At 44.6% G+C, this 20,910-nt stretch carries 16 protein-coding genes; 2 read left to right on the plus strand and 14 right to left on the minus strand.

Features of this window, described 5'->3' with window-relative positions; all coding sequences use genetic code 11:
• Positions 1–7: 7 nt before the first annotated feature.
• Together icd and HUX74_RS18585 are read right to left on the minus strand one after the other, a co-directional pair.
• Positions 8–1,168: an NADP-dependent isocitrate dehydrogenase gene (gene icd / locus HUX74_RS18580; RefSeq protein WP_138345024.1), complete on the minus strand. Its 1,161-nt coding sequence runs from the start codon at positions 1,166–1,168 to the stop codon at positions 8–10.
• A 3-nt stretch (positions 1,169–1,171) separates the two neighbouring features.
• Positions 1,172–3,415: an aconitate hydratase gene (locus tag HUX74_RS18585; RefSeq protein WP_131225396.1), complete on the minus strand. Its 2,244-nt coding sequence runs from the start codon at positions 3,413–3,415 to the stop codon at positions 1,172–1,174.
• A gap of 132 nt (positions 3,416–3,547) precedes the next feature.
• Between HUX74_RS18585 and HUX74_RS18590 the strand changes: the two genes are divergently transcribed.
• Positions 3,548–5,443, plus strand: a complete 1,896-nt coding sequence (locus HUX74_RS18590; protein WP_174647213.1) for an AAA domain-containing protein — start codon at positions 3,548–3,550, stop codon at positions 5,441–5,443.
• 61 nt (positions 5,444–5,504) lie between these two features.
• Here HUX74_RS18590 and ilvC read toward each other — a convergent pair whose 3' ends face one another.
• From ilvC to ilvD, 5 genes are all read right to left on the minus strand, one after another.
• Entirely contained in the window at positions 5,505–6,548 is a 1,044-nt protein-coding gene (gene ilvC / locus HUX74_RS18595) for a ketol-acid reductoisomerase (RefSeq protein WP_005833131.1), read from the minus strand.
• A gap of 49 nt (positions 6,549–6,597) precedes the next feature.
• Positions 6,598–7,347: an acyl-[acyl-carrier-protein] thioesterase gene (locus HUX74_RS18600; RefSeq protein ID WP_174647353.1), complete on the minus strand. Its 750-nt coding sequence runs from the start codon at positions 7,345–7,347 to the stop codon at positions 6,598–6,600.
• On the minus strand, positions 7,347–7,907 hold the full coding sequence (ilvN, locus tag HUX74_RS18605) for an acetolactate synthase small subunit (protein WP_005833135.1): 561 nt from the start codon (positions 7,905–7,907) through the stop codon (positions 7,347–7,349). Before ilvN ends, HUX74_RS18600 begins: the two co-directional genes overlap by 1 nt.
• Before the next feature lie 32 nt (positions 7,908–7,939).
• Positions 7,940–9,691 (minus strand): biosynthetic-type acetolactate synthase large subunit, encoded by a 1,752-nt coding sequence (gene ilvB, locus HUX74_RS18610; RefSeq protein WP_174647214.1) that lies wholly within the window; start codon positions 9,689–9,691, stop codon positions 7,940–7,942.
• Between the two features lie 84 nt (positions 9,692–9,775).
• A complete protein-coding gene (gene ilvD / locus HUX74_RS18615) occupies positions 9,776–11,578 on the minus strand; it encodes a dihydroxy-acid dehydratase (protein ID WP_138345018.1) in 1,803 nt (600 codons plus the stop codon).
• A gap of 488 nt (positions 11,579–12,066) precedes the next feature.
• Between ilvD and HUX74_RS18620 the strand changes: the two genes are divergently transcribed.
• On the plus strand, positions 12,067–12,639 hold the full coding sequence (locus tag HUX74_RS18620) for a peptidylprolyl isomerase (RefSeq protein ID WP_117600018.1): 573 nt from the start codon (positions 12,067–12,069) through the stop codon (positions 12,637–12,639).
• Between the two features lie 99 nt (positions 12,640–12,738).
• Here the strand turns inward: HUX74_RS18620 and HUX74_RS18625 are convergent, their stop codons facing one another.
• The 7 genes from HUX74_RS18625 to HUX74_RS18650 all read right to left on the minus strand — a co-directional run bounded on the left by HUX74_RS18625 (position 12,739) and on the right by HUX74_RS18650 (position 20,568).
• Positions 12,739–14,019, minus strand: coding sequence for a serine dehydratase subunit alpha family protein (locus tag HUX74_RS18625; protein WP_005827178.1), 1,281 nt, complete (start codon positions 14,017–14,019; stop codon positions 12,739–12,741).
• 146 nt (positions 14,020–14,165) lie between these two features.
• Positions 14,166–14,918 carry a DUF4925 domain-containing protein gene (locus tag HUX74_RS18630; RefSeq protein WP_087331999.1) on the minus strand — a complete coding sequence of 251 codons (753 nt, stop codon included), beginning with the start codon at positions 14,916–14,918 and terminating at the stop codon, positions 14,166–14,168.
• 1,036 nt (positions 14,919–15,954) lie between these two features.
• Entirely contained in the window at positions 15,955–16,356 is a 402-nt protein-coding gene (locus tag HUX74_RS18635) for a hypothetical protein (RefSeq protein ID WP_174647215.1), read from the minus strand.
• Positions 16,357–17,014: 658 nt separating this feature from the next.
• Entirely contained in the window at positions 17,015–17,602 is a 588-nt protein-coding gene (locus HUX74_RS18640) for a tyrosine-type recombinase/integrase (RefSeq protein ID WP_174647216.1), read from the minus strand.
• Positions 17,603–17,771: 169 nt separating this feature from the next.
• Positions 17,772–17,894 carry a hypothetical protein gene (locus tag HUX74_RS20950; RefSeq protein WP_255342452.1) on the minus strand — a complete coding sequence of 41 codons (123 nt, stop codon included), beginning with the start codon at positions 17,892–17,894 and terminating at the stop codon, positions 17,772–17,774.
• A gap of 48 nt (positions 17,895–17,942) precedes the next feature.
• Complete coding sequence (locus HUX74_RS18645) at positions 17,943–18,959, minus strand: DUF3871 family protein (protein ID WP_174647217.1); 1,017 nt, start codon at positions 18,957–18,959, stop codon at positions 17,943–17,945.
• 586 nt (positions 18,960–19,545) lie between these two features.
• Entirely contained in the window at positions 19,546–20,568 is a 1,023-nt protein-coding gene (locus HUX74_RS18650; protein WP_174647218.1) for a hypothetical protein, read from the minus strand.
• Positions 20,569–20,910: the final 342 nt, after the last annotated feature.

A 20,910-nucleotide genomic window follows, 5' to 3' on the forward strand; every position in this document is an offset into this window, starting at 1 on the left:
TTTCGTTTTATTCGTTATTCCCATTTTCTATTCTCCTTACAATCTCCCGGGTGAAAGCCGAAGTGGACAGCGAGACGCCACCCGGCATAAAACGGGCCAAGTCGGCAGTAGCACGGGCTTCTGTGAAACTTTGCTCCAAGGCGTTCTCTATAAGAGAGGCTGCTTCCTTCCAACCCAGATATTCAAGCATCATCACAGCGGAAAGGATGATGGAACAGGGATTCACAATGTCTTTCCCGGCAATGTTCGGAGCCGTCCCGTGAGTAGCCTCAAAAATGGCATGCCCCGTTTTATAGTTGATATTCGCACCCGGTGCAATGCCGATGCCGCCTACCATGGCAGCCAGTTGGTCGGACACATAATCGCCGTTCAGATTCAACGTGGCAATCACGGAATATTCTTCAGGGATAAGCAACGTGTTCTGCAAGAATGCATCGGCAATGCAGTCCTTGATGACCAGACGCCCTTCTGCCAGCTCTTTACCAAACTCACGTTCTGCCAGTTCGTACCCCCACTTCTTGAAGCCGCCTTCCGTAAATTTCATGATGTTTCCTTTGTGTACCAACGTCACGGAAGGCAGATGATGCTCAAGGGCGTATTGGCAGGCGGCACGCACCAAGCGCTCTGTTCCTTCTCTTGAAACGGGCTTCACGCCAAACGAGGAGGTTTCGGGAAAACGGACTTTTGTCACCCCCATGTCATCATGGAGAAAACGATAGAACTTTTCAGCCTCCGGAGTTCCGGCTTCCCATTCGATGCCTGCATAAATATCCTCGGTATTCTCACGGAATACGTACATATCCACCTTCTGCGGCTCTTTGAGTGGAGAAACAATGCCCTTATACCAACGTACCGGACGTTGGCAGACATACAAATCGAGCGTCTGACGCAAGGCTACGTTCAAGGAACGGATACCTCCGCCGACGGGAGTTGTCAAAGGACCTTTGATGCCCACCTTATAGGTACGGAAGGCTTCCATGGTTTCGTCCGGCAACCAGGAACCGGTTTCGTGGAAGGCACGTTCTCCTGCCAGCACTTCTTTCCATTCAATGCCACGCCGGTCACCATAGGATTTCTTGACAGCGGCATTCACGACAGCCTGCATGGATGGGGTCACTTCTGCTCCCACCCCATCGCCGGTAATAAAAGGTACAGTAATTTTTTCCATATTCTATCTTGCATTAAGTGCAGAACCGGCCCGGAACCAGGCTATCTGCTGTTCGTTATACGTATGTTGTACTTCAAAACTTTCTTTACTCCCGTCCTCGTGATGAAGAACCACCTTCAACGTGCGTCCCGGAGCAAAATCTTTCAAACCCATGACAGAAATCAGGTCGCGTTCCCGAATCTTGTCATAATCGGCCTTATCCGTAAAGGTCAACGCCAACATGCCTTGTTTCTTTAAATTCGTCTCATGGATACGGGCAAAGCTTTTCGCCAAAATGACGCGTACATTCAGGAAACGTGGTTCCATGGCAGCATGCTCACGGCTGGAACCTTCACCATAATTCTCTTCGGCAACGACAATGGAAGGGATGCCTTCGGATTTATACAATTTCGCCGTGCCTGACACCGTTCCATAGGTATTGGTAGAGCGATTCCAGACACTATTCGTCTCTCCATTGAAAGCATTGACAGCTCCCATCAGCATATTATCCGAAATATTCTCCAGATGTCCCCGGAAACGGAGCCATGGCCCTGCCATGGAAATGTGGTCGGTGGTACATTTCCCCTGCACTTTAATCAATAAAGGCATATTCAGCAAATCCATGCTATCCCAGGCAGGGAAGGGAGTCAGCAGTTGCAAGCGCTGTGAATGAGGATTGACCGTAATTTCCGTCTGTCCTTTGCCTGGAGCAATGTATCCTTCCTTTCCTCCTATAAACCCGTGTGCCGGCAGTTCTTCACCGACCGGTTCGGACAGTTTCACAACCTCTCCTTTGGCATTGACCAGCGTATCCCTCAACGGGTCGAAACAAAGGTCACCGGCAATGGTCAGCGCCATCGTTATCTCCGGGGAAGCGACGTAAGCAAAAGTGTTGGGATTTCCATCGGCACGTTTGGCAAAATTACGGTTAAAAGAGGTGACGATGGAATTTTTGCGTTCGGGGTCATCAGTATCGCGCTTCCACTGGCCAATACAAGGTCCGCAGGCATTCGCCATTATCGTTGCGCCAATATCTTCGAAAGCGGCAATCATGCCGTCGCGTTCAGCAGTGGCACGTATCTGCTCCGAACCGGGGTTGACAATCAGCGGAGAAGCAACCTTCAAATTCTTTTCCTTTACCTGCCGGGCAAGGGAGGCTGCGCGGCTCAAATCCTGATAGGACGAATTGGTGCACGACCCTATCAGGCCGACTTCCATCCGGCGGGGATAGTTATTGGTTATCACTACCTCGGCAAATTTCGATATCGGTGTTGCTGCATCCGGCGTAAAGGGCCCGTTGATATACGGTTCCAATAGCGAGAGGTCTATTTCAATGATGCGGTCGTAATATTTTTCCGGATTTGCCAGCACTTCGTCGTCGGCGCGAAGGTCGGCAGCTACGGAAGCAGCCATTTTTGCCACTTCTTCACGTCCGGTAGCCTTCAAGTAGGTACCCATACGCTCATCGTAAGGGAAAAGGGAGGTAGTCGCCCCCACCTCTGCCCCCATATTGCAGATGGTAGCCTTTCCAGTGGCAGACAATGAAGCGGTTCCCGGTCCAAAATATTCAATGATGGCATTGGTTCCCCCTTTTACAGTAAGAATACCCGCCAACTTCAGAATAACATCTTTGGGAGCTACCCAGCCACTCAATTTACCCTTCAAGTGTACGCCTATCAGACGCGGCATTTTCAGTTCCCATTCCATGCCGGTCATCACATCCACCGCATCGGCACCACCCACACCAATGGCCACCATGCCCAAACCTCCGGCATTGGGCGTATGAGAGTCCGTGCCTACCATCATTCCACCCGGAAATGCGTAGTTCTCCAATACCACCTGGTGAATAATGCCTGCTCCCGGCTGCCAAAAACCTATGCCATAGCGGGAAGAAACATCACGGAGAAAATTATAGACCTCCTCGTTGGTCTTCGTAGCAGTCGCAACATCTTCTTTTGCACCTTTATATGCTTGAATCAAATGGTCACAATGCACAGTGGAAGGCACGGCAACCTGCTCACGGCCTGCATTCATAAATTGCAATAAGGCCATTTGAGCCGTTGCATCCTGCATGGCCACACGGTCGGGACGGAAATTCACATAGTCTTCTCCCCGTCTGTAGTTCTTCACTTTATCCCCATCATACAAATGAGCATACAAAATTTTCTCCGCTAAAGTCATCGGACGCCGCAGTACGTTCCGTACGCGTTCTATCTTCTCCGAATAAGCGGCATAAAACGTTTTGAGCATCGTTAAATCATATACCATAACCACTATTTTTTAGTTTTTCATTATTGTAAAGATTACAAATTAATATCATAAACAAATAAAAAGGCTGAATAGTTTAACAAAATAAAGCATTTTTTCCGTCGGAAGCGAAGAATGATTACCTTTGCAACCATGAAGGAACAAGATTCAAATAGTCCTATTATTCACCTCCAGCAGCAACAACTTTTGCTGCGCATGGAATACGAATACGAAAAAGAGGAATTCAAACGCCAAACCGAAAACATGGGAGTTGCCCGGAAAGTGAAACGGGGACTTTGCTGGTATCCTGCCACTCCGGGACGAAGTTACTATAATTCACTGAATCAATTAGTAATAGAAATTACACACACAGAAAATACCTATATAGAACATAATTTTGAGTTCGGCCGTCCCGTATGTTTTTTCCGCCAGTCTGCCGATGGGAAAATAACCTATATGAACTTCACCGCTACCGTAAGCTATGCCGACGAGACACGGATGGTAGCGATAATGCCCGGAGCCGGTGCCGTTATGGAAGTGCAGGAAACGGACAACCTCGGCGTGCAACTTTATTTCGACGAAACATCCTATCGGACCATGTTCGAAGCCTTGGAAGATACGTTACGCTCCAAAGGCAACCGCCTGGCCGAATTGCGGGACATATTGCTGGGAACCTCGAAAGCCGGTTTCCGAGAGCTCTACCCCGTACGGTTTCCCTGGCTGAACTCCACGCAGGAGACAGCTGTAAACAAAGTGCTGTGTGCCCGCGACGTGGCCATTGTACATGGTCCTCCGGGAACCGGAAAAACGACCACCTTAGTGGAAGCCATCTACGAAACCCTGCATCGGGAACCGCAGGTACTGGTATGTGCCCAAAGCAATACCGCCGTCGACTGGATTTCGGAAAAACTTGTGGACCGTGGCGTCAATGTCCTGCGTATCGGCAATCCGACCCGTGTCAACGACAAGATGCTTTCCTTTACCTACGAGCGTCGTTTCGAGAACCATCCACTTTATCCGGAACTGTGGAGCATCCGGAAAAATCTCCGTGAACTGGGCAGCCGTGCCCGCCGTGGCAGCTATGACGAACGCGAAGGAGTACGCAGCCGTATGAGCCGCCTGCGCGACCGCGCCACCGCATTGGAAATACAAATCAATTCAGAGCTTTTTGATGGGGCACATGTCATAGCCTCCACGCTGGTAAGCAGCAATCACCGGCTGCTGAACGGACGCCGTTTCGGCACCCTTTTCATTGATGAAGCAGCCCAGGCCTTAGAGGCTGCCTGCTGGATAGCCATCCGAAAGGCAGACCGCGTGGTGTTGGCGGGTGACCACTGCCAACTTCCGCCCACCATAAAATGCTACGAAGCCGCCCGTGGAGGTCTGGAACGAACATTGATGGAGAAAGTGGTGTCCAACAAACCTGCCGTTGTCTCTTTGCTGAAAGTGCAATACCGCATGCACGAGGAAATCATGAAATTTCCTTCCCAATGGTTTTATAATAGCGAGTTGGAAGCCGCTCCCGAAGTGCGTTACCGGGGCATCCTGGACTGGGATACCCCCATCCACTGGATTGACACCTCCGAAATGGATTTCAAAGAAGAATTTGTGGGAGAGACTTTCGGGCGCATTAATAAGGCGGAAGCGGACCTGCTCCTATCAGAACTGAAAATCTACATCAACCGTATCGGTGGCAACCGCATTCTGGAAGAAAAAATAGACATCGGCATCATCTCCCCTTACAAGGCACAAGTGCAATATCTCCGCAGCAAGATAAAGGCAGACGCTTCACTCAAGCCTTATCGCAGCTTGTTCACTGTAAATACGGTGGATGGCTTCCAAGGGCAAGAGCGCGATGTTATCTTCATTAGCCTTGTCCGTGCCAACGAAGAAGGACAGATAGGATTCCTGAATGATTTAAGGAGAATGAATGTAGCCATCACCCGGGCACGTATGAAGCTGGTAATATTGGGAGAGGCAGAGACGCTGAAACATCACGGTTTTTACCGGAAGCTATTGGAGTTTATTCAAAATATAGGGAATCAATAATAAAGAAATACCCCCTCCGGTAACACCGAAGAGGGTATTTCACCTATTTATATAAAGCTGATTAATTGTTTTCCGGACGAAGTTTACGAACTGTAACAGCTGTCTGCCACATTTCGCTTTCACGCAAGGCTTTCAATTCTGCATTCAGCTTCTCACGATAATCGGGTTTGGAGTTACTGTCGATAGAAATCTGGGCTTCGTTGCCCGACTTCACACTTGCATACAATTTCTGTACAACCGGCTTGATGGCATCATGGAACGGGGTCATCCAATCCAGCGCACCACGCTGTGCCGTAGTAGAACAGTTGGCATACATCCAGTCCATACCGTTCTTGGCAAACAATGGCATCAAAGATTGAGTCAACTCTTCCACTGTTTCATTGAATGCTTCAGAAGGAGTATGGCCGTTTTCGCGCAATACTTCATACTGAGCCAACAGCAATCCCTGGATAGCACCCATCAATGAACCGCGTTCACCGGTCAAGTCGGAAGTGGCTTCGCGGATGAAAGTTGTCTCGAACAAATATCCCGAACCGATGCCGATACCCAGTGCAATCGTCTTGTCAAAAGCTTTACCCGTAGCATCCTGATAGACGGCATATGATGAGTTCAAGCCACGACCCTCGAGGAACATGGTACGAAGTGAAGTACCGGAACCTTTGGGAGCAACCATAATAACATCAATATCTTTAGGAGGAACCACGCCGGTACGGTCGTTCCAGGTAATAGCAAAACCATGAGAGAAGTAAAGAGCCTTTCCGGGAGTCAAGTAAGGTTTGATAGTCGGCCATACAGACATTACAGCTGCGTCAGACAACAGACACATGACGATAGTACCTTTCTGACAAGCCTCTTCGATGCCGAACAAAGTCTCACCCGGTACCCATCCGTCAGCCACAGCCTTTTCGTATGTCTTGCCCGGACGTTGTCCTACAATCACATTGAAACCGTTATCACGCAAGTTGCAAGCCTGGCCCGGGCCTTGTACGCCATAACCGATTACTGCAATTGTTTCATCTTTCAAAATCTCACGTGCTTTTTCCAAAGGAAATTCTTCGCGGGTCATTACATTCTCAATAACACCACCAAAATTCAATTGTGCCATTTTTTGTTTTAATTTTTATTTGTGGCTACGCCAACGTTGATAAATTTATTTATTTCTCTGTAAATATCACTTTAGAGCGACAGACCACTTCGCTGCCATTCTTTTTCACCTCCACATCGTAAACGCCCTCACCGGCATCATCCATGAACAAAGTCAACTCATCCCCATAATAGCTTTCGGCTACATATGCCATTTCAAAACGACGGATGCGCTTCTCCTTATACATCTCTATCGGGAACAAATCAAGGATATGCTCGATGTAACGGATGCTGTTCACATGCCCGTTAATGTCAATATCACTGTATTTGGCTACCAAAGCAGCAACCGGTTCCTTTGAGGCCACCTTTATCCGCGAAGGTTTTTCTATCGGGCAAGGCTCATCGCAAACATAATCTACAATGCTGCCACTATGAAGAGCCAGCAAATCTGCCGGCTTACGGGTATTCATGCTAATCATCGCCCAAACGGAACGTGCATACCCAATCTTCTTGCCCTCCTTATCGATGACAGCGAAATTACGGTCTGTAAAAAGGCGATAGACATTCTCCACCCAAGTCTGAATGGAGAAATCTTCGTACTGATAAGGCATTTCATCCAGTTCGACAGCCAGACGGGACAATACCCAAGTATAATTGTCCTCGTTTAGAGTCGCGATGCCAAAACCGCGGTCGCTGGCATGGAAACCCGCACAATTCAACAAATGGTTGCCCAATACTCCCATTGTCAGCCGTCCGGTAAAGTCGACATGAAACGGTTCGGCAACAAACTTGTAGGTACCTATTTTATTGTTCTCGCTCATCATGATTCCTGGTGTTTACTTTGACGATATTTTGCTTCACGGTCCGCCAGATATTCATTGACACGCTCAAAGCAGCTGGTCGTAATGGCTACGCGACCCGAACGGACGAACTGAAGTACGCAATCCAACTGGCGCAACTCCTCATAAAGATTAGTTATTTCCTCACTCATGCCATTCTTCTCAACAATGGCAAATACAGCATTCACCTCCACAATACGGGCATTGTACTTACGGATTACTTTGGACACCTCCGGTTTTTCTTCCAGCGTAGGGGTCGTTATTTTATAAAGGGCAATCTCGTGCTGATAGATTTCATCATCCGTGAAATAATGGGCTTGCAGCACATCTATTTTCTTGGTAATCTGCTTGGTCACCTTTTCAATGGTATCCTTGTCCGTCCAAGCGGTAATGGTATATTTATGTACCCCCTTGATGGAGGAGGCCGATACATTCAAACTCTCGATGTTTATCTGCCGGCGGGTAAACACAGCCGTCACCTGATTCAGCAAACCGGCAAAGTTTTCCGAATGAACAATGATTGTATATAGTTTTTTATCCATAGATAGAGTAAATTCTTTAATTTCGCATGACTTCAGCATTCCAACAACATCTGATTGACCGCCCCCCCCGGAGGTGTCATCGGCATTACATTTCCTTCTTCCTCCACACAAGCTTCGAGCAGGAACGGTCCGTCAGTTACTATCATCTCTTCAATCGCTTTTGCCAACTCCTCACGGGTCATTACCCTGCGTGCAGGAATATCATATGCCGAAGCAATCTTCATATAATCCGGATTCATCATCGGAGTAAACGAATAGCGACGATTGAAGAACATCGCCTGCCATTGACGAACATTACCCAAGAAGTTATTGTTCAACAGAATCATCTTCACCGGAGCCTTTTGTTCCATGATGGTACCCAGCTCCTGCAGGTTCATCTGCAAGCCGCCGTCTCCCATGAATACGCATACCGTGCGGTCCGGACGTCCAAAAGTGGCACCGATAGCTGCCGGAAGGCCGAAGCCCATAGTACCCAGGCCACCGGAAGTAACAATGCTACGTTCCTTGCTGTATTTGAAATAACGGGCGGACATCATCTGATTCTGGCCGACATCAGTCACCAATATCGCCTCGTTATGGGTAGCCTCACTCACAGCACGCACCACCTCACCCATGCTTAGCGCTTTTCCTGCCGGATGTAATTCCGGACGGATTACCTTTTCCTCTTCCACTTCCTCGTATTGCCGGAAACTGTCAATCCATTCCTGATGGTTGGCGGGTTCCAGCAATTGGGTAACGGCAGCCAGTGTCTCTTTGCAATCTCCCAGGACAGCAACATCGGTCTTTACATTCTTATCTATTTCGGCAGGGTCAATATCAAAGTGGATAATCTTCGCCTGCTTGGCATATGTTTCCAATTTACCCGTCACACGGTCATCAAAGCGCATGCCTACGGCGATAAGGACATCACATTTATTGGTATTGATATTGGGCCCCAGGTTACCGTGCATACCAAGCATTCCTTTGTTCAACGGATGGTTCGTAGGTAATGCGGAAAGTCCCAATAAAGTGCATCCGGCAGGCATTCCGGCTTTCTCAATGAAAGCACGAAGCTCTTGCTGGGCTTCTCCCAGCTCCACGCCTTGTCCTACCAGCACCAAAGGCCGTTCCGCACCATTTATTAATTCAGCAGCCTGCCGTATGGCCTCCGGCTTCATTTCGGGAACGGGAAGATAGCTACGGACATAGTCCACCTTAGTAGGCGCATATTCTGTTTTCTCCACTTGGGCGTTTTTAGCAAAATCCAGCACGACCGGTCCCGGACGTCCGCTCTTTGCCACATAGAAAGCACGTGCCACTGCCCAGGCCACATCTTCTGCACGACGAATCTGGTAACTCCATTTCGTGATAGGCTGAGTAATGCCTACCAAGTCCACTTCCTGAAATGCATCCGTACCCAAGAAGTTCGTCCCTACCTGGCCGGCAATGACAACGATAGGCGTACTGTCAATCATGGCATCTGCAATGCCCGTGATAGTATTGGTAGCACCTGGTCCACTGGTAACCAGACAAACGCCAACCTCGCCCGACACACGTGCAAAGCCTTGCGCCGCATGGGTGGCTCCTTGTTCATGGCGAACCAGGATATGGTTCAATTCCTTCCGGTGGTCGTATAAGGCATCGAATACCGGCATGATGCTCCCTCCCGGATAACCGAAAATAGTCTTTACTCCCTGATGCTCCAGAGAGCGCATCAATGCTTCTGCGCCTGTTATTAGAGCCTCACCCCGACCCTCTCCTTGGGAGAGGGAGGAAAAGTTACTCTTTTTATTATTATCAGCCATACTTTATCTTTTTATTAAAAACTTCGGAAATTTGTATCATTCCCTCCTCCCCTCTCTTTCGGAGAGGGGTCGGGGGTGAGGCCTTTAATCAATCAACCTCACAGCCCCTTTGTCAGCGGAACTCACCATACTGGCATATGCTTTCAATGCTTTGGAGACTTCACGGTTGCGGGTTACCGGAGTCATAGGGCGTGCTGCAAGCTCTTCATCCGTCAACTTCACATTGATAGAACGGTTCGGTATATCAATTTCGATAATATCCCCATCCTTAATCTTACCGATATTACCACCGGCAGCCGCTTCGGGAGAAACATGTCCGATACTCAGTCCGGAAGTACCACCACTAAAACGCCCGTCAGTAATCAATGCACACTCCTTACCCAGATGGCGGGATTTGATATAAGAAGTAGGATAAAGCATCTCCTGCATACCCGGTCCACCTTTCGGTCCTTCGTGAGTAATGACGACGACGTCTCCACTGACTACCTTTCCACCCAAAATACCATCGCAAGCCGCATCTTGTGAGTCGAAAACTTTCGCCGGCCCCGTAAATTTCCAGATACTCTCGTCTACACCGGCAGTCTTAACAACGCAACCGTCCTGAGCTATATTTCCTTTCAAAACCGCCAGACCGCCATCCTTGCTGTATGCATGTTCCAAATCACGGATACAACCGGTCGCACGGTCCGTATCGAGTTCCTTATAAGACGCATTTTGTGAGCCGAGTACCAGATTGAACTTTCCGGCTGCCGCACTGGAGTATTTCTTGATTGCCTCTTTACATACATTAGAGCTGGTAATACTATACCGGTCGATTGCCTCTGCCAACGTCATTCCATCCACACGATGGACATTCGTATCGACCAATCCGCCCTTGGCAAGCTCATCCATGATGGCAATGATGCCACCGGCACGGTTAACGTCTTGTACATGATACTTTTGGGTATTGGGAGCCACCTTGCATAAGCAGGGGGTCTTGCGGGAGAGCATGTCAATGTCGTCCATCTTAAAATCCGCTCCGGCTTCGTGAGCCACAGCCAACAAATGAAGTACCGTATTAGTGGAACCGCCCATCGCAATATCCAGCGTCATGGCATTCAAAAATGCCTCACGGGTAGCAATACTGCGCGGGAGTACACTCTCATCCCCTTCTTCATAATATCTAAAGGCATTCTCTACAATCAACCTGGCTGCATCCTCAAATAGTTTCTTGCGATTCTCGTGAGTGGCTACAATCGTGCCGTTACCGGGCAGTGCCAATCCAATCGCTTCATTCAGGCAATTCATGGAATTAGCGGTAAACATGCCTGAACAGCATCCGCAAGTGGGGCAGGCATGTTGCTCAATCTGTGCCACCTCTTTATCGCCCACACTTTCATCAGCAGATTTAATCATGGCATCAATCAAATCCAAATGCTGTCCGTTCCATTCCCCGGCTTCCATCGGACCGCCTGAAACAAACACAGTCGGTATATTCAGCCTCATAGCTGCCATCAGCATCCCCGGAGTAATCTTGTCACAGTTACTGATGCAAACCATAGCATCTGCCTTATGAGCATTTACCATATACTCCACACTATCGGCAATGATATCCCTTGAAGGCAGGGAATAAAGCATTCCGTCGTGCCCCATAGCGATACCGTCGTCAATGGCAATCGTATTGAACTCCGCAGCAAAACATCCCCGCTTTTCAATCTCTTCCTTTACAAACTGGCCTATTTCGTGCAGGTGTACATGCCCGGGGACGAATTGTGTAAAGGAATTGACTATAGCGATAATGGGCTTACCCATCTGTTCTTTCTTCATACCATTCGCCGTCCACAATGCACGGGCTCCCGCCATGCGACGACCTTGTGTGCTGAACGAGCTGCGTAACTGATGCTTCATTTTCAAATCTCCTTTTAATGAAAAAGCCTCTCCCACTATAGTGAGAAAGGCTTAATAAATTATCTTCTAACATACGAATACATACATAACCTTTCTCACGCTCTTGATGCCACCACCACGACGCGAATAATATGCAGGAATGCCAGGTTAATAGATGTATGTAAATTCATAACTTAATTCTTCTTTTTTGTTTCAAATGTGCTGCAAAGGTAAGGGCTTTTTTATAATCTCCAAACAAATTGAATAAAAAAATAAGATAAATATGAATAATCGTAAGAAAATATCGCCCTAAAATCCTATTTTATCACTTAACAGTTCTAAATAGAACCATTCGGACAGCCAATGTAAATGTATTGCCAATCATTGAAACCATTTAATAATCTGAAAATTACCAAAGGCTCTCTACATCCCGAAACAAATAATTCGTATCTTTGTCTCTTCAAATACTCAAAAAAAGTATTTACTAATTAAATAAAGATAGAAAATTAATGGAAACAGTAGAAAACAAGTACATCACCGTAGCATATAAGCTGTACTCAATCGAAAACGGAGAAAAAGATTTCGAAGAAGAAGCACCCGTAGAGCATCCTTTTCAGTTTATCTCAGGGCTGGGAATGACACTCGAACCCTTTGAAGCCCAGATAAAAGACTTGCAGATAGGCGATAAATTCGACTTTACCATTCCGGCATCAGAAGCTTATGGTGAATATGACGACGACCATGTTATTGACCTCCCCAAAGAAATCTTTATGATAGAAGGGAAATTCGACAGCGATCGTGTAGTAGAAGGTGCCGTTATCCCCTTGATGACTTCTGAAGGTCAACGCATCAACGGAAGTGTGGTAGAAGTGAAGGAAGATATCGTCGTAATGGATATGAACCATCCGCTCGCAGGTTGTGACTTGAACTTCACTGGAGAAGTAGTGGAAAGCCGCCTAGCTACAAACGAAGAACTTGCCGAAGTCGCCCGTATGATGGGTGGCGGTTGCGGCAGCTGCGGTTGTGGTGACTGTGGCGACGGATGCGGCGACCATGAATGTGGAGGCGGATGCTGCCACTAGAAGAATTAAAAATGAAGAATTAAAAATGAAAGAATCAAACTACGCAATATAAGTATGCTGCATGATAATTCTTTCATTTTTAATTCTTCATTTTTTTAATTATTTACTTGTCATTATCTCCAATACCAATTTATCCGTTTCATTCATTCCTTTAGAACCGATTTTTGTCAGATTACGGATACTCTGATCCACATCCTCATCAATAATACCTTCTACGGAAGTTACACAACGGTTTTCCATGGCCATGATGGCTGAAAGTACTGCGGTTGAAACTCCGGTAGTCACTTTCAATGCACAACTAGGTTTGGCACCATCACAAATCATTCCGGTAAGATTGGCAATCATGTTCTGTACAGCATATGCCACCTGCTCATAAGTACCCCCCATTAGCCAAGTTATACCGCAACTGGAACCAGTGGCAGCAACCACACAACCGCATAAGGCGGATAACCGTCCCAAACTCTGCTTGATATAGATTACTGTCAAATGGCTCAACATCAAGGCACGAATCAATTCTTCTTCTGATTTCCCGTTTTCTTCGGCATAAATCAAAACCGGCAACGTAGCGGATATACCTTGATTACCGCTTCCTGAATTACTCATGACCGGAATCATGGCTCCTGCCATACGGGCATCGCAAGCACCGGAAGTATAAGAAAGAATATGGGAAAAAACACTGTCCCCCATAACCTTATGCTCGTAAGTACCACGAAGGATTTTTCCCAAGCCATGTCCGTAATCACCCTCAAAAGAGCTTTCTGCGGCAGCCTTATTCAGACGGGCCGTTTCGAGGATAAAACGAATTTCGTCCAACGGAGCCGTCAAAGCAAAATCATAGACTTTCCGCAAGCTTAAATCCAGCGCACCTTCCTCCTTTTCTGTGCTTGCAACAGCCTGCTTGTTCAACAGCACTTCCCCATTGCGTGCCATGTATACAAAGGAAGTGTGTCCACCTGCAATGATAGCAGTGGACTTTTCATCCCCGACCTCACAACAAACTTCAACATAAAGCTTCTCTTTAATGCCATCTTTCAGTGCTATATGGATGCGCTTTTCATCTATAAAACGTCTTCCTTCTTCCACGGCATCGGGATTACAATCCTTCAATACCTCCAGTTGATATTCCGATTTACCGATTAAGGCACCAAGCGCTACTGCAATAGGCAGCCCAATCATTCCTGTACCGGGAATTCCTACGCCCATCGCGTTCTTCAAGATATTGGCACTTAAAAGAACCGTTATCTTTTCCGGATGTCTGCCCAATACTTCCGCAGCTTTTGCCACACACAATGCCACAGCTATAGGTTCTGTGCAACCTATAGCAGGAACGACCTCGGATTTAACCAAATCAATAATCTGTTGTCTTTCCGTTTTTGTCATATTTATTCAATTTAGATGCAGACAAAGGTAATGTATTTTATTCTATAATAGAAGGAATAGAAGGAATAAAATAAATCCCACTATTAAGACATTGCTTAATAGTGGGATTCCCTATCTTAAGTTGTTATCTTCCTGTCTAAATTAGATTACTTTTTCAAATTCAAACCCAATTCAAACTTTGTAGTTTTTGACATTGCAGTCGGAAGGTCTCCCAATATAGCTTTTATCATAGGACCAAAACTACCTAATGCATCCGGATCATCAGGAATCAATTCTGCAATTGCCGGTCCCATAGCAGCAATAGTAGTCATAAGTTCTTTATCAATAAAGATTTTCACTTCTTCATTATTATTAGACAACGCATAATTCACAGGGATTCCATTCTTCACAAGTTCCAACAATTGAGATATAACAGTAGTTATATCAGCTTTAGTATTAGCATCGGCTATTATTTTTTCCAGATTCAGGAAAAGCAACATTTTACCATTCCCCTGCAATTTAAAGGTTGCATAATCTGCCGGTGAAGTCTCCCATACCGGAGTTATTGGCTTCTCACCTGAAAGATCTATCCCTGCAGAAGAATAAGTGGCCACTATATTACCGTCAGCACTCAAAGTAACATCCTGCAATACCTGCGGCAATATCACAGACCCCATCTGTATAGCTAACGACGGAATAGCACTTACCGGCAAAAATGATAGATATGTGTCCTCAGGTGCCTCCCATGTCATAAAAACACTACCTCCGATCACCGAATTATTTTCATCCAATTCAACAGCCGGAACTTTCCAAGTACCAATAACCGGGTCTTTAATCTTATCATCGTCGTCATCACTACAAGCAGTGAACAAACTCATAGAGCAAATCAACGCAAATAAAAAAAACAAATTCTTTTTCATACTTAAAAAAACATATTTAGTTAATAAAAAAATCTCCCAAGAGATAATTGTCTCCATTTTAAAGAGAAAACGCAAAGGAACACTTTTTAGAAATACTGAGCAAGGTCTTTTCTAAAAAAAGGATGTTCCATTTTTAAGATATCCCTTATTAATCCAAGTAGAAGGATTCCACAAAAAACAATTGTTCGCTTCTTATCAATCATAAGTTGATCTTATATCAATGTAGAGTTTTCAAGTATTGACACTGAAGGTACCAATACATTGAACTGCATTAGGACCGATATACAAATGATATTCAACAACTTAACACAGCTCATCTTTAATATGATTAGTACCGAACCGCTTCTTTTGCCTCTCTACACTGCAAAATAGCCACCACAAGGAACCTATTGTTTGCAAAAAAATACATTCTATTCAAACGAATCCCAAAAAAAGTTGTTATCTTTATTACCCCATCTGATTATCAGTATATTAGAAGAGAGGTTGTCATATACTGTGCTAAAATACTCATTCCAACCGTCACAAAGATAGACATTCTCGCCATACAATGAACGAAATCGGATGAGAAATTCTTGGAATACTCCCAACCCCCTTTTAGGCTTAGGGTAATTTGTGCCCAGGCACCCTTGTCCATTATTCCGCTCACAGAAGTAAAATTCCATTTTATTGCTATCCACAGCCTTGTCCTTCCCGTCCAATACACACATATATTCCGATAGCCCAGAATGCGTCTCTTGCATTAGATTGGACGGATTCTTATCAGTACCTTTGTGGCAGATAAATCAATTACCAACCTTTTATTTCCACACAAATGCAAGCAATACCCAAGAGGCATAACACAATTCATTATTTACCACAAGAGATTAGGGAAACCATATTGACAGAGGTCACATACCTGCCTATTACCAGAGAGAGGCTGGAACAGTTTTTCAAAGATGCGGCAAGTAAACGAAAGCCTAAGTTAGTCAAGAAGCGTAAACAGTTAAGGCAGCAAGGGAGTTAATTCCATGCTGCCTTTATACTTCAATCTATTTAATTATTGCTTGGTCCAAGTGTTTGGCTCATCTTCACCCCACTCCCCAAATTCTTTAGCAATCATGGTATTACCATTAAATGTGACATAATAAGTATCAACTTCTGGAATCAAACTCACGTCATCTTTATATGTAACGGTTAGAACGGTAGTCTTAGCATCATAAGTATAAGTAAATGAAACCGGATATTCAAGGTCTCCATGATAATATTCTTGGTTCATTCCCGTACCGTCTGCATTAAATTTCCATATAAAATAATAATCTTCTCCATAGCTATCTATCCAAGTACCTACCAACGGATTATTACCATTATTATCTTCATCATCATCATCACTACATGCTGCGAAGTTAACACTCATAATTACTGCTACGATAGCCATTCCAATCAATCTTAATGTCTTCATTGCTATAAATCTGTTTATGCCTCTACGTCCCTAATAGGTGGCAGTTAATAATAAATAGTTGTATCAGTGTGAGGAACACAGCGATAGCTGCACACTTCATAAATGAGTTGTCAATTAATAAGTAGTAGTCTGTATCTTTACGGTTAATTCATGTATTATAGTCAGTGTCCCCTAACTAACTGTTATACAATAAAGAAGCGTGGGAACATTGAATATTACCTAATCTGAGGCTCTGGACTGCCCTAAGTCAAGTAATAAACAATAGCCCACGCCAAACGTTATATAGTCCACTTGAGTAAGTGGGTATATAGCATTGACGTGAGCGTTCTTGCCTATTATCCTTGACTTATGAAATTGTCCAGATTTCAGATTAAGGATAATATCTCAAACGCTCTTCGTTAACTAATATGTCCTTCCAACTTCCCAACGCATTAGGCTGTTAGAATTGCTGCAAAGTTACGAATTTACGTTTGATTGGCAAGAACTTATTGTTTATTAAATGCAGAAAGGCATTCCTACTCCATAAATCAAGGTTAGGAGCAAATTTGTAAAAGGTCTATATGAGTAGAAATTTAGAAATTTACTCCCAACTTGAATTATTGGCTTAAAAGGCTGTTCCACTCCATTCTTAATAATTGGTGAGCGCAACCGCCAGTAATCAAAAACTAAGGCAGTCATAGGTATTCAGCAGTTCTTCCTGCCTTAATCCCAAGTATCTCTTAGTAATGGATACAGAACTGTGATTGAATAGCTCCATGAGTTTGACCAGTGCAAGCTCCGAACTTTCGCTGTTCATGTTATAGACCTGCCTGCCGAAAGTCTTTCTAAGGCTGTGGCATGAGAAGTTGCCTATATGCAGCCTATACTTCCTTTTAACCTCTTTGAGGACTACATTTATCCTCTGTATGGAATAGACCGTACCTTTCCGGCTTACCAATATAGGCGCGTCTATGCCTATAGGACTGATATGCTTGTAGCAGTCACAGATATGCTTCTGTAGCTGCATGTTAATTCTCACAGTCCTTTGCTTTCCCGTCTTGATTTCGATAACGGTAAATTCCTCCACATTTAATATCTGCTTCCAGCGTAAAGCCAGAATGTCAGATATTCTTAAGCCAGTAAAACAGCCCAGAGCAACAAGAAGCGAGATTTTATAATTCCCGTCTTTGGCTAACTTCCTTATCAAGTTCATTGCCTCGCTCCATTGCAGATAATCTGCGGTTGTACTTGAATATTTAAGTGACATAACGTTCAGTCTTATAATGAAATGAATAAAAGTGAATATCATTTTCAAGTTGGAATATCCAACTTGCTGATAATCAAAGATACATTCACTAATAATGAAAGTGAACATTTCTCCCATTAACAGTAAGAGGACACCTATACCTTATTATATAGATGTCCTTCATACTAAGCTATCCTTTAACAATGGCATAGCCCAATAGCAGGATATATCCCACCGCTATAAATGGAAACAATGCCATTGCAATGAAGAATACCAAAGTCGCCAGTAACACATAGAATAAATTCCGTAGCATAATCTCCAGTTTTGAGAAATCAGTAATAGAGTATAATTCCAGATACAACTAAGAGAGAAACCAACTGTATCTCTCATCACCATGCAGAGCGGATGCAATGCCCGTTGCCAGTTCTGTAGCGTTGTAGGCTCTATCCAGAAAACTGTCTATGTAGCTGCTCTTGTTACTGCCAGTAAGCAGGTTATAGAACTTCCACATGGATAGGTCACTGCCAAGACTGCCAAAGTTATCATCATGAATATATGCTTTGGCTACACTGTTTATCTGCGTATCAGTAAGCAGCATTCTGGGGATAGCCTTCTGCTGTCCTTGCGGTAACAGTGGATAAAGTCGCATTCTCCCAAGTAACTGGCAGAACTGGTGTTCAGTCAGATATGAGCCGCCAAGTGTCTGCATCAGATGTATGTGCTTGGCAGGGTCGTACTTGTTGAACATTTCCAATACGGCACGATATAATTCGTTGGTATTGGTTACTTCCAAACAAGTAAGATAACCGTCTGTTGATACACATAAATTGGTGCAGACATTACAAATGAAGCCTATGAATACCTTAAAACGCTCTGCACCCTTTTTACTGTACAGATTGGTATGGTTATAAGCCCTAACCCCACCTACAGTAAGGGTCAGCCTATTACCGTTCACCGTCTCGTAGATGGTAGGTATTTCAATCACGAAAGCGCAACGCTCGTAATAAATGGTCTTGTCACTCTCTAATAACTGATTGGCAGGCTTATGTATTGCTTCTGGAATACGACCTTTGATAACGTGTGACACCCTTATATCCGGCTGCCCTATCCGTTCACCGTTAAAGAATGTATTAGCTGCATCCTGCACCGTTTCAATGAACGAGACGTGCGACAGTGTAGCCTCGTTGTCTTTGGCGAATACTGGAATTATACAGTCGTCCCTCAAATGCTGTAAAGTCGCTTCAACTGTATTAGCCTCTATGAACAGAGGTCGTTTCCCCTTTGTATCGTCCGTTACAACCGTTGCATCCTCTGCAAATTCTCCTAAATTACTGTTCCTTCTCTGTGCCATGACTGGCATAATCTGTAATGCTTCCATAATCTGTAAATTATTAAGTTGATAATTAGAAATTTCTCCATCTGAATGCCATATAAATGATAATGTACAGCACTATGGCAAACATTGCCTTTGGTGCTGCAATGAACGGTACAACGAGTATTGCACCAACCGTCAGAATTGCCTTTAAATCTTCCATAAGCGATAATTTATTGGTTAGTAATGAATGAATTGAAAGGGAATGATAGCCAGAAAGCAGAAAGCCTCCCAGCCTTGCACGCATGTGTATTTCTGTAATAAATCTGTATCTGCCCGTAATGGCTGTTACAGAATTTCAAGCGTTCGGGGCTGGAAGGTGATTTCGCATCTGGTGTTCATTTCCCCTAAAGATACGGTGAGGGTAGTTAGGAGTAACAGTAAAGAAGCGCTTGAAACATGCACCAGATACGGATATACATGCCAGCCATTTTTCTCTACTGCCAGTAATTCCACTCTATATGGCTCTGTACCTTATATGGAAGCATTTCCCGTATCTGGAAGGGAGGGGGTGTTGTTTGGAAACTACCTAATTTGAGTTGGGGTATATAATGGAAATATATCCTATTAAAAGGTTGTATTGTGACAATACTTATAGCATGATTATGGAGTTATCTTCATCCTCACTGTCAATTGGCGGTATATTCAATGTACTTGCTATATATTCCAACGTAATGTATTCCGGTTTGGTAACAAGTCTCCGGCTTAGCACATAAGGGAGGTAACAATGGATGAAAGGCTGTTCGGTCTCTATTGCATTCTGTAGATACACATTGACACTTACATGACTGGCATCTGCCAACCTTACAATATCCTCATCGGTCACATTAAATTTGGCGGCTATTCTGGATAGTATCTCATTGCTCCTTTTCACTTTATTGCCCGCTTTATGTATCGTGTCATTCCTATCCGGAGGAATAATCCCATTATCAAGACACCAGTTATAGATTGTATGATATACCGCTGTCAATAGAGGCTTGCCTTGCCTATTATTATGTGCCACTATATAATCCGGTATGATATGTCTGTTGGTAATCAGTATGCCTTTGGGTATATACTTCACTTGTTTAAGTTCTACAGCAAGTTTCAGTAACCTGGTCAGAGTATCTCTGTCAGTATTAAGCAGTCTTGACAGTTCACTGATATTTACTCCACCCTTATAAGGTTGTCTGCTGATATATTTATTGGTCTCATTTATACATACGGCTTTTAATTGGAGCAACAGACCTTTGACCTTGTTGGCTTCCTTGATGCTTGCAATGCCACTGCTTATGTCTTCACTAAAGAAGGCATTATTGATGTAGAAGTAATTGGGATAGCTTGGGGCAAAGTAGTATGTATTATGTGTATGTATCTCTCCTTTCTCATCCGGCATAGTCCTCCCGTCTACTTTAGTGAATAGCGCCCTCCTGGAGATTAATGCAGGTACAATATTCTCGACTGTTCCTTCTGCCACCTTTATATTCTTGGCAATATTAGGATAAGTGAGCCTGCCGGTAACATTTGATTCATAGTTTTCTCTTGACTTTATATAGGCATATACCAGTGTAGCCGTAAATTTATTATTACCGTCTATCTCCGTTATTTCCTTTGTCAGTACTGTATATTGTTCCATTGAAAGCAATGTGTGCGTCATTAATGAATAGAATATCTTTACCTTCTCTCAGCATCTTACAGAAGTATGCCGCTCCAAAGAACTCCTTGGCTTCACGTCTGTTATTAAAAGCTGTCTTTGTTGGTACATGTATTATCATACCGTTATTTGGATTTATTAGTTGGTAATGGTTGTATCTGCTTGCCTGCATGGGATAACACGACTTGTCAGCATCCCTACTACCCGCTGTCGCCATTCCGTCATTTGTAAAGCAATGCGGAGCGTTGCGATACTATGGTAGGTAATGATATAAGGTATTGTTATAGGTAGTGAATAGGTCTCCAGTTTACCGCAAGTCATCCC

Origin of the sequence: Bacteroides sp. Marseille-P8574, from assembly GCF_902825465.1 — a bacterium.
Classification (GTDB): Bacteria; Bacteroidota; Bacteroidia; order Bacteroidales; family Bacteroidaceae; genus Bacteroides; species Bacteroides uniformis.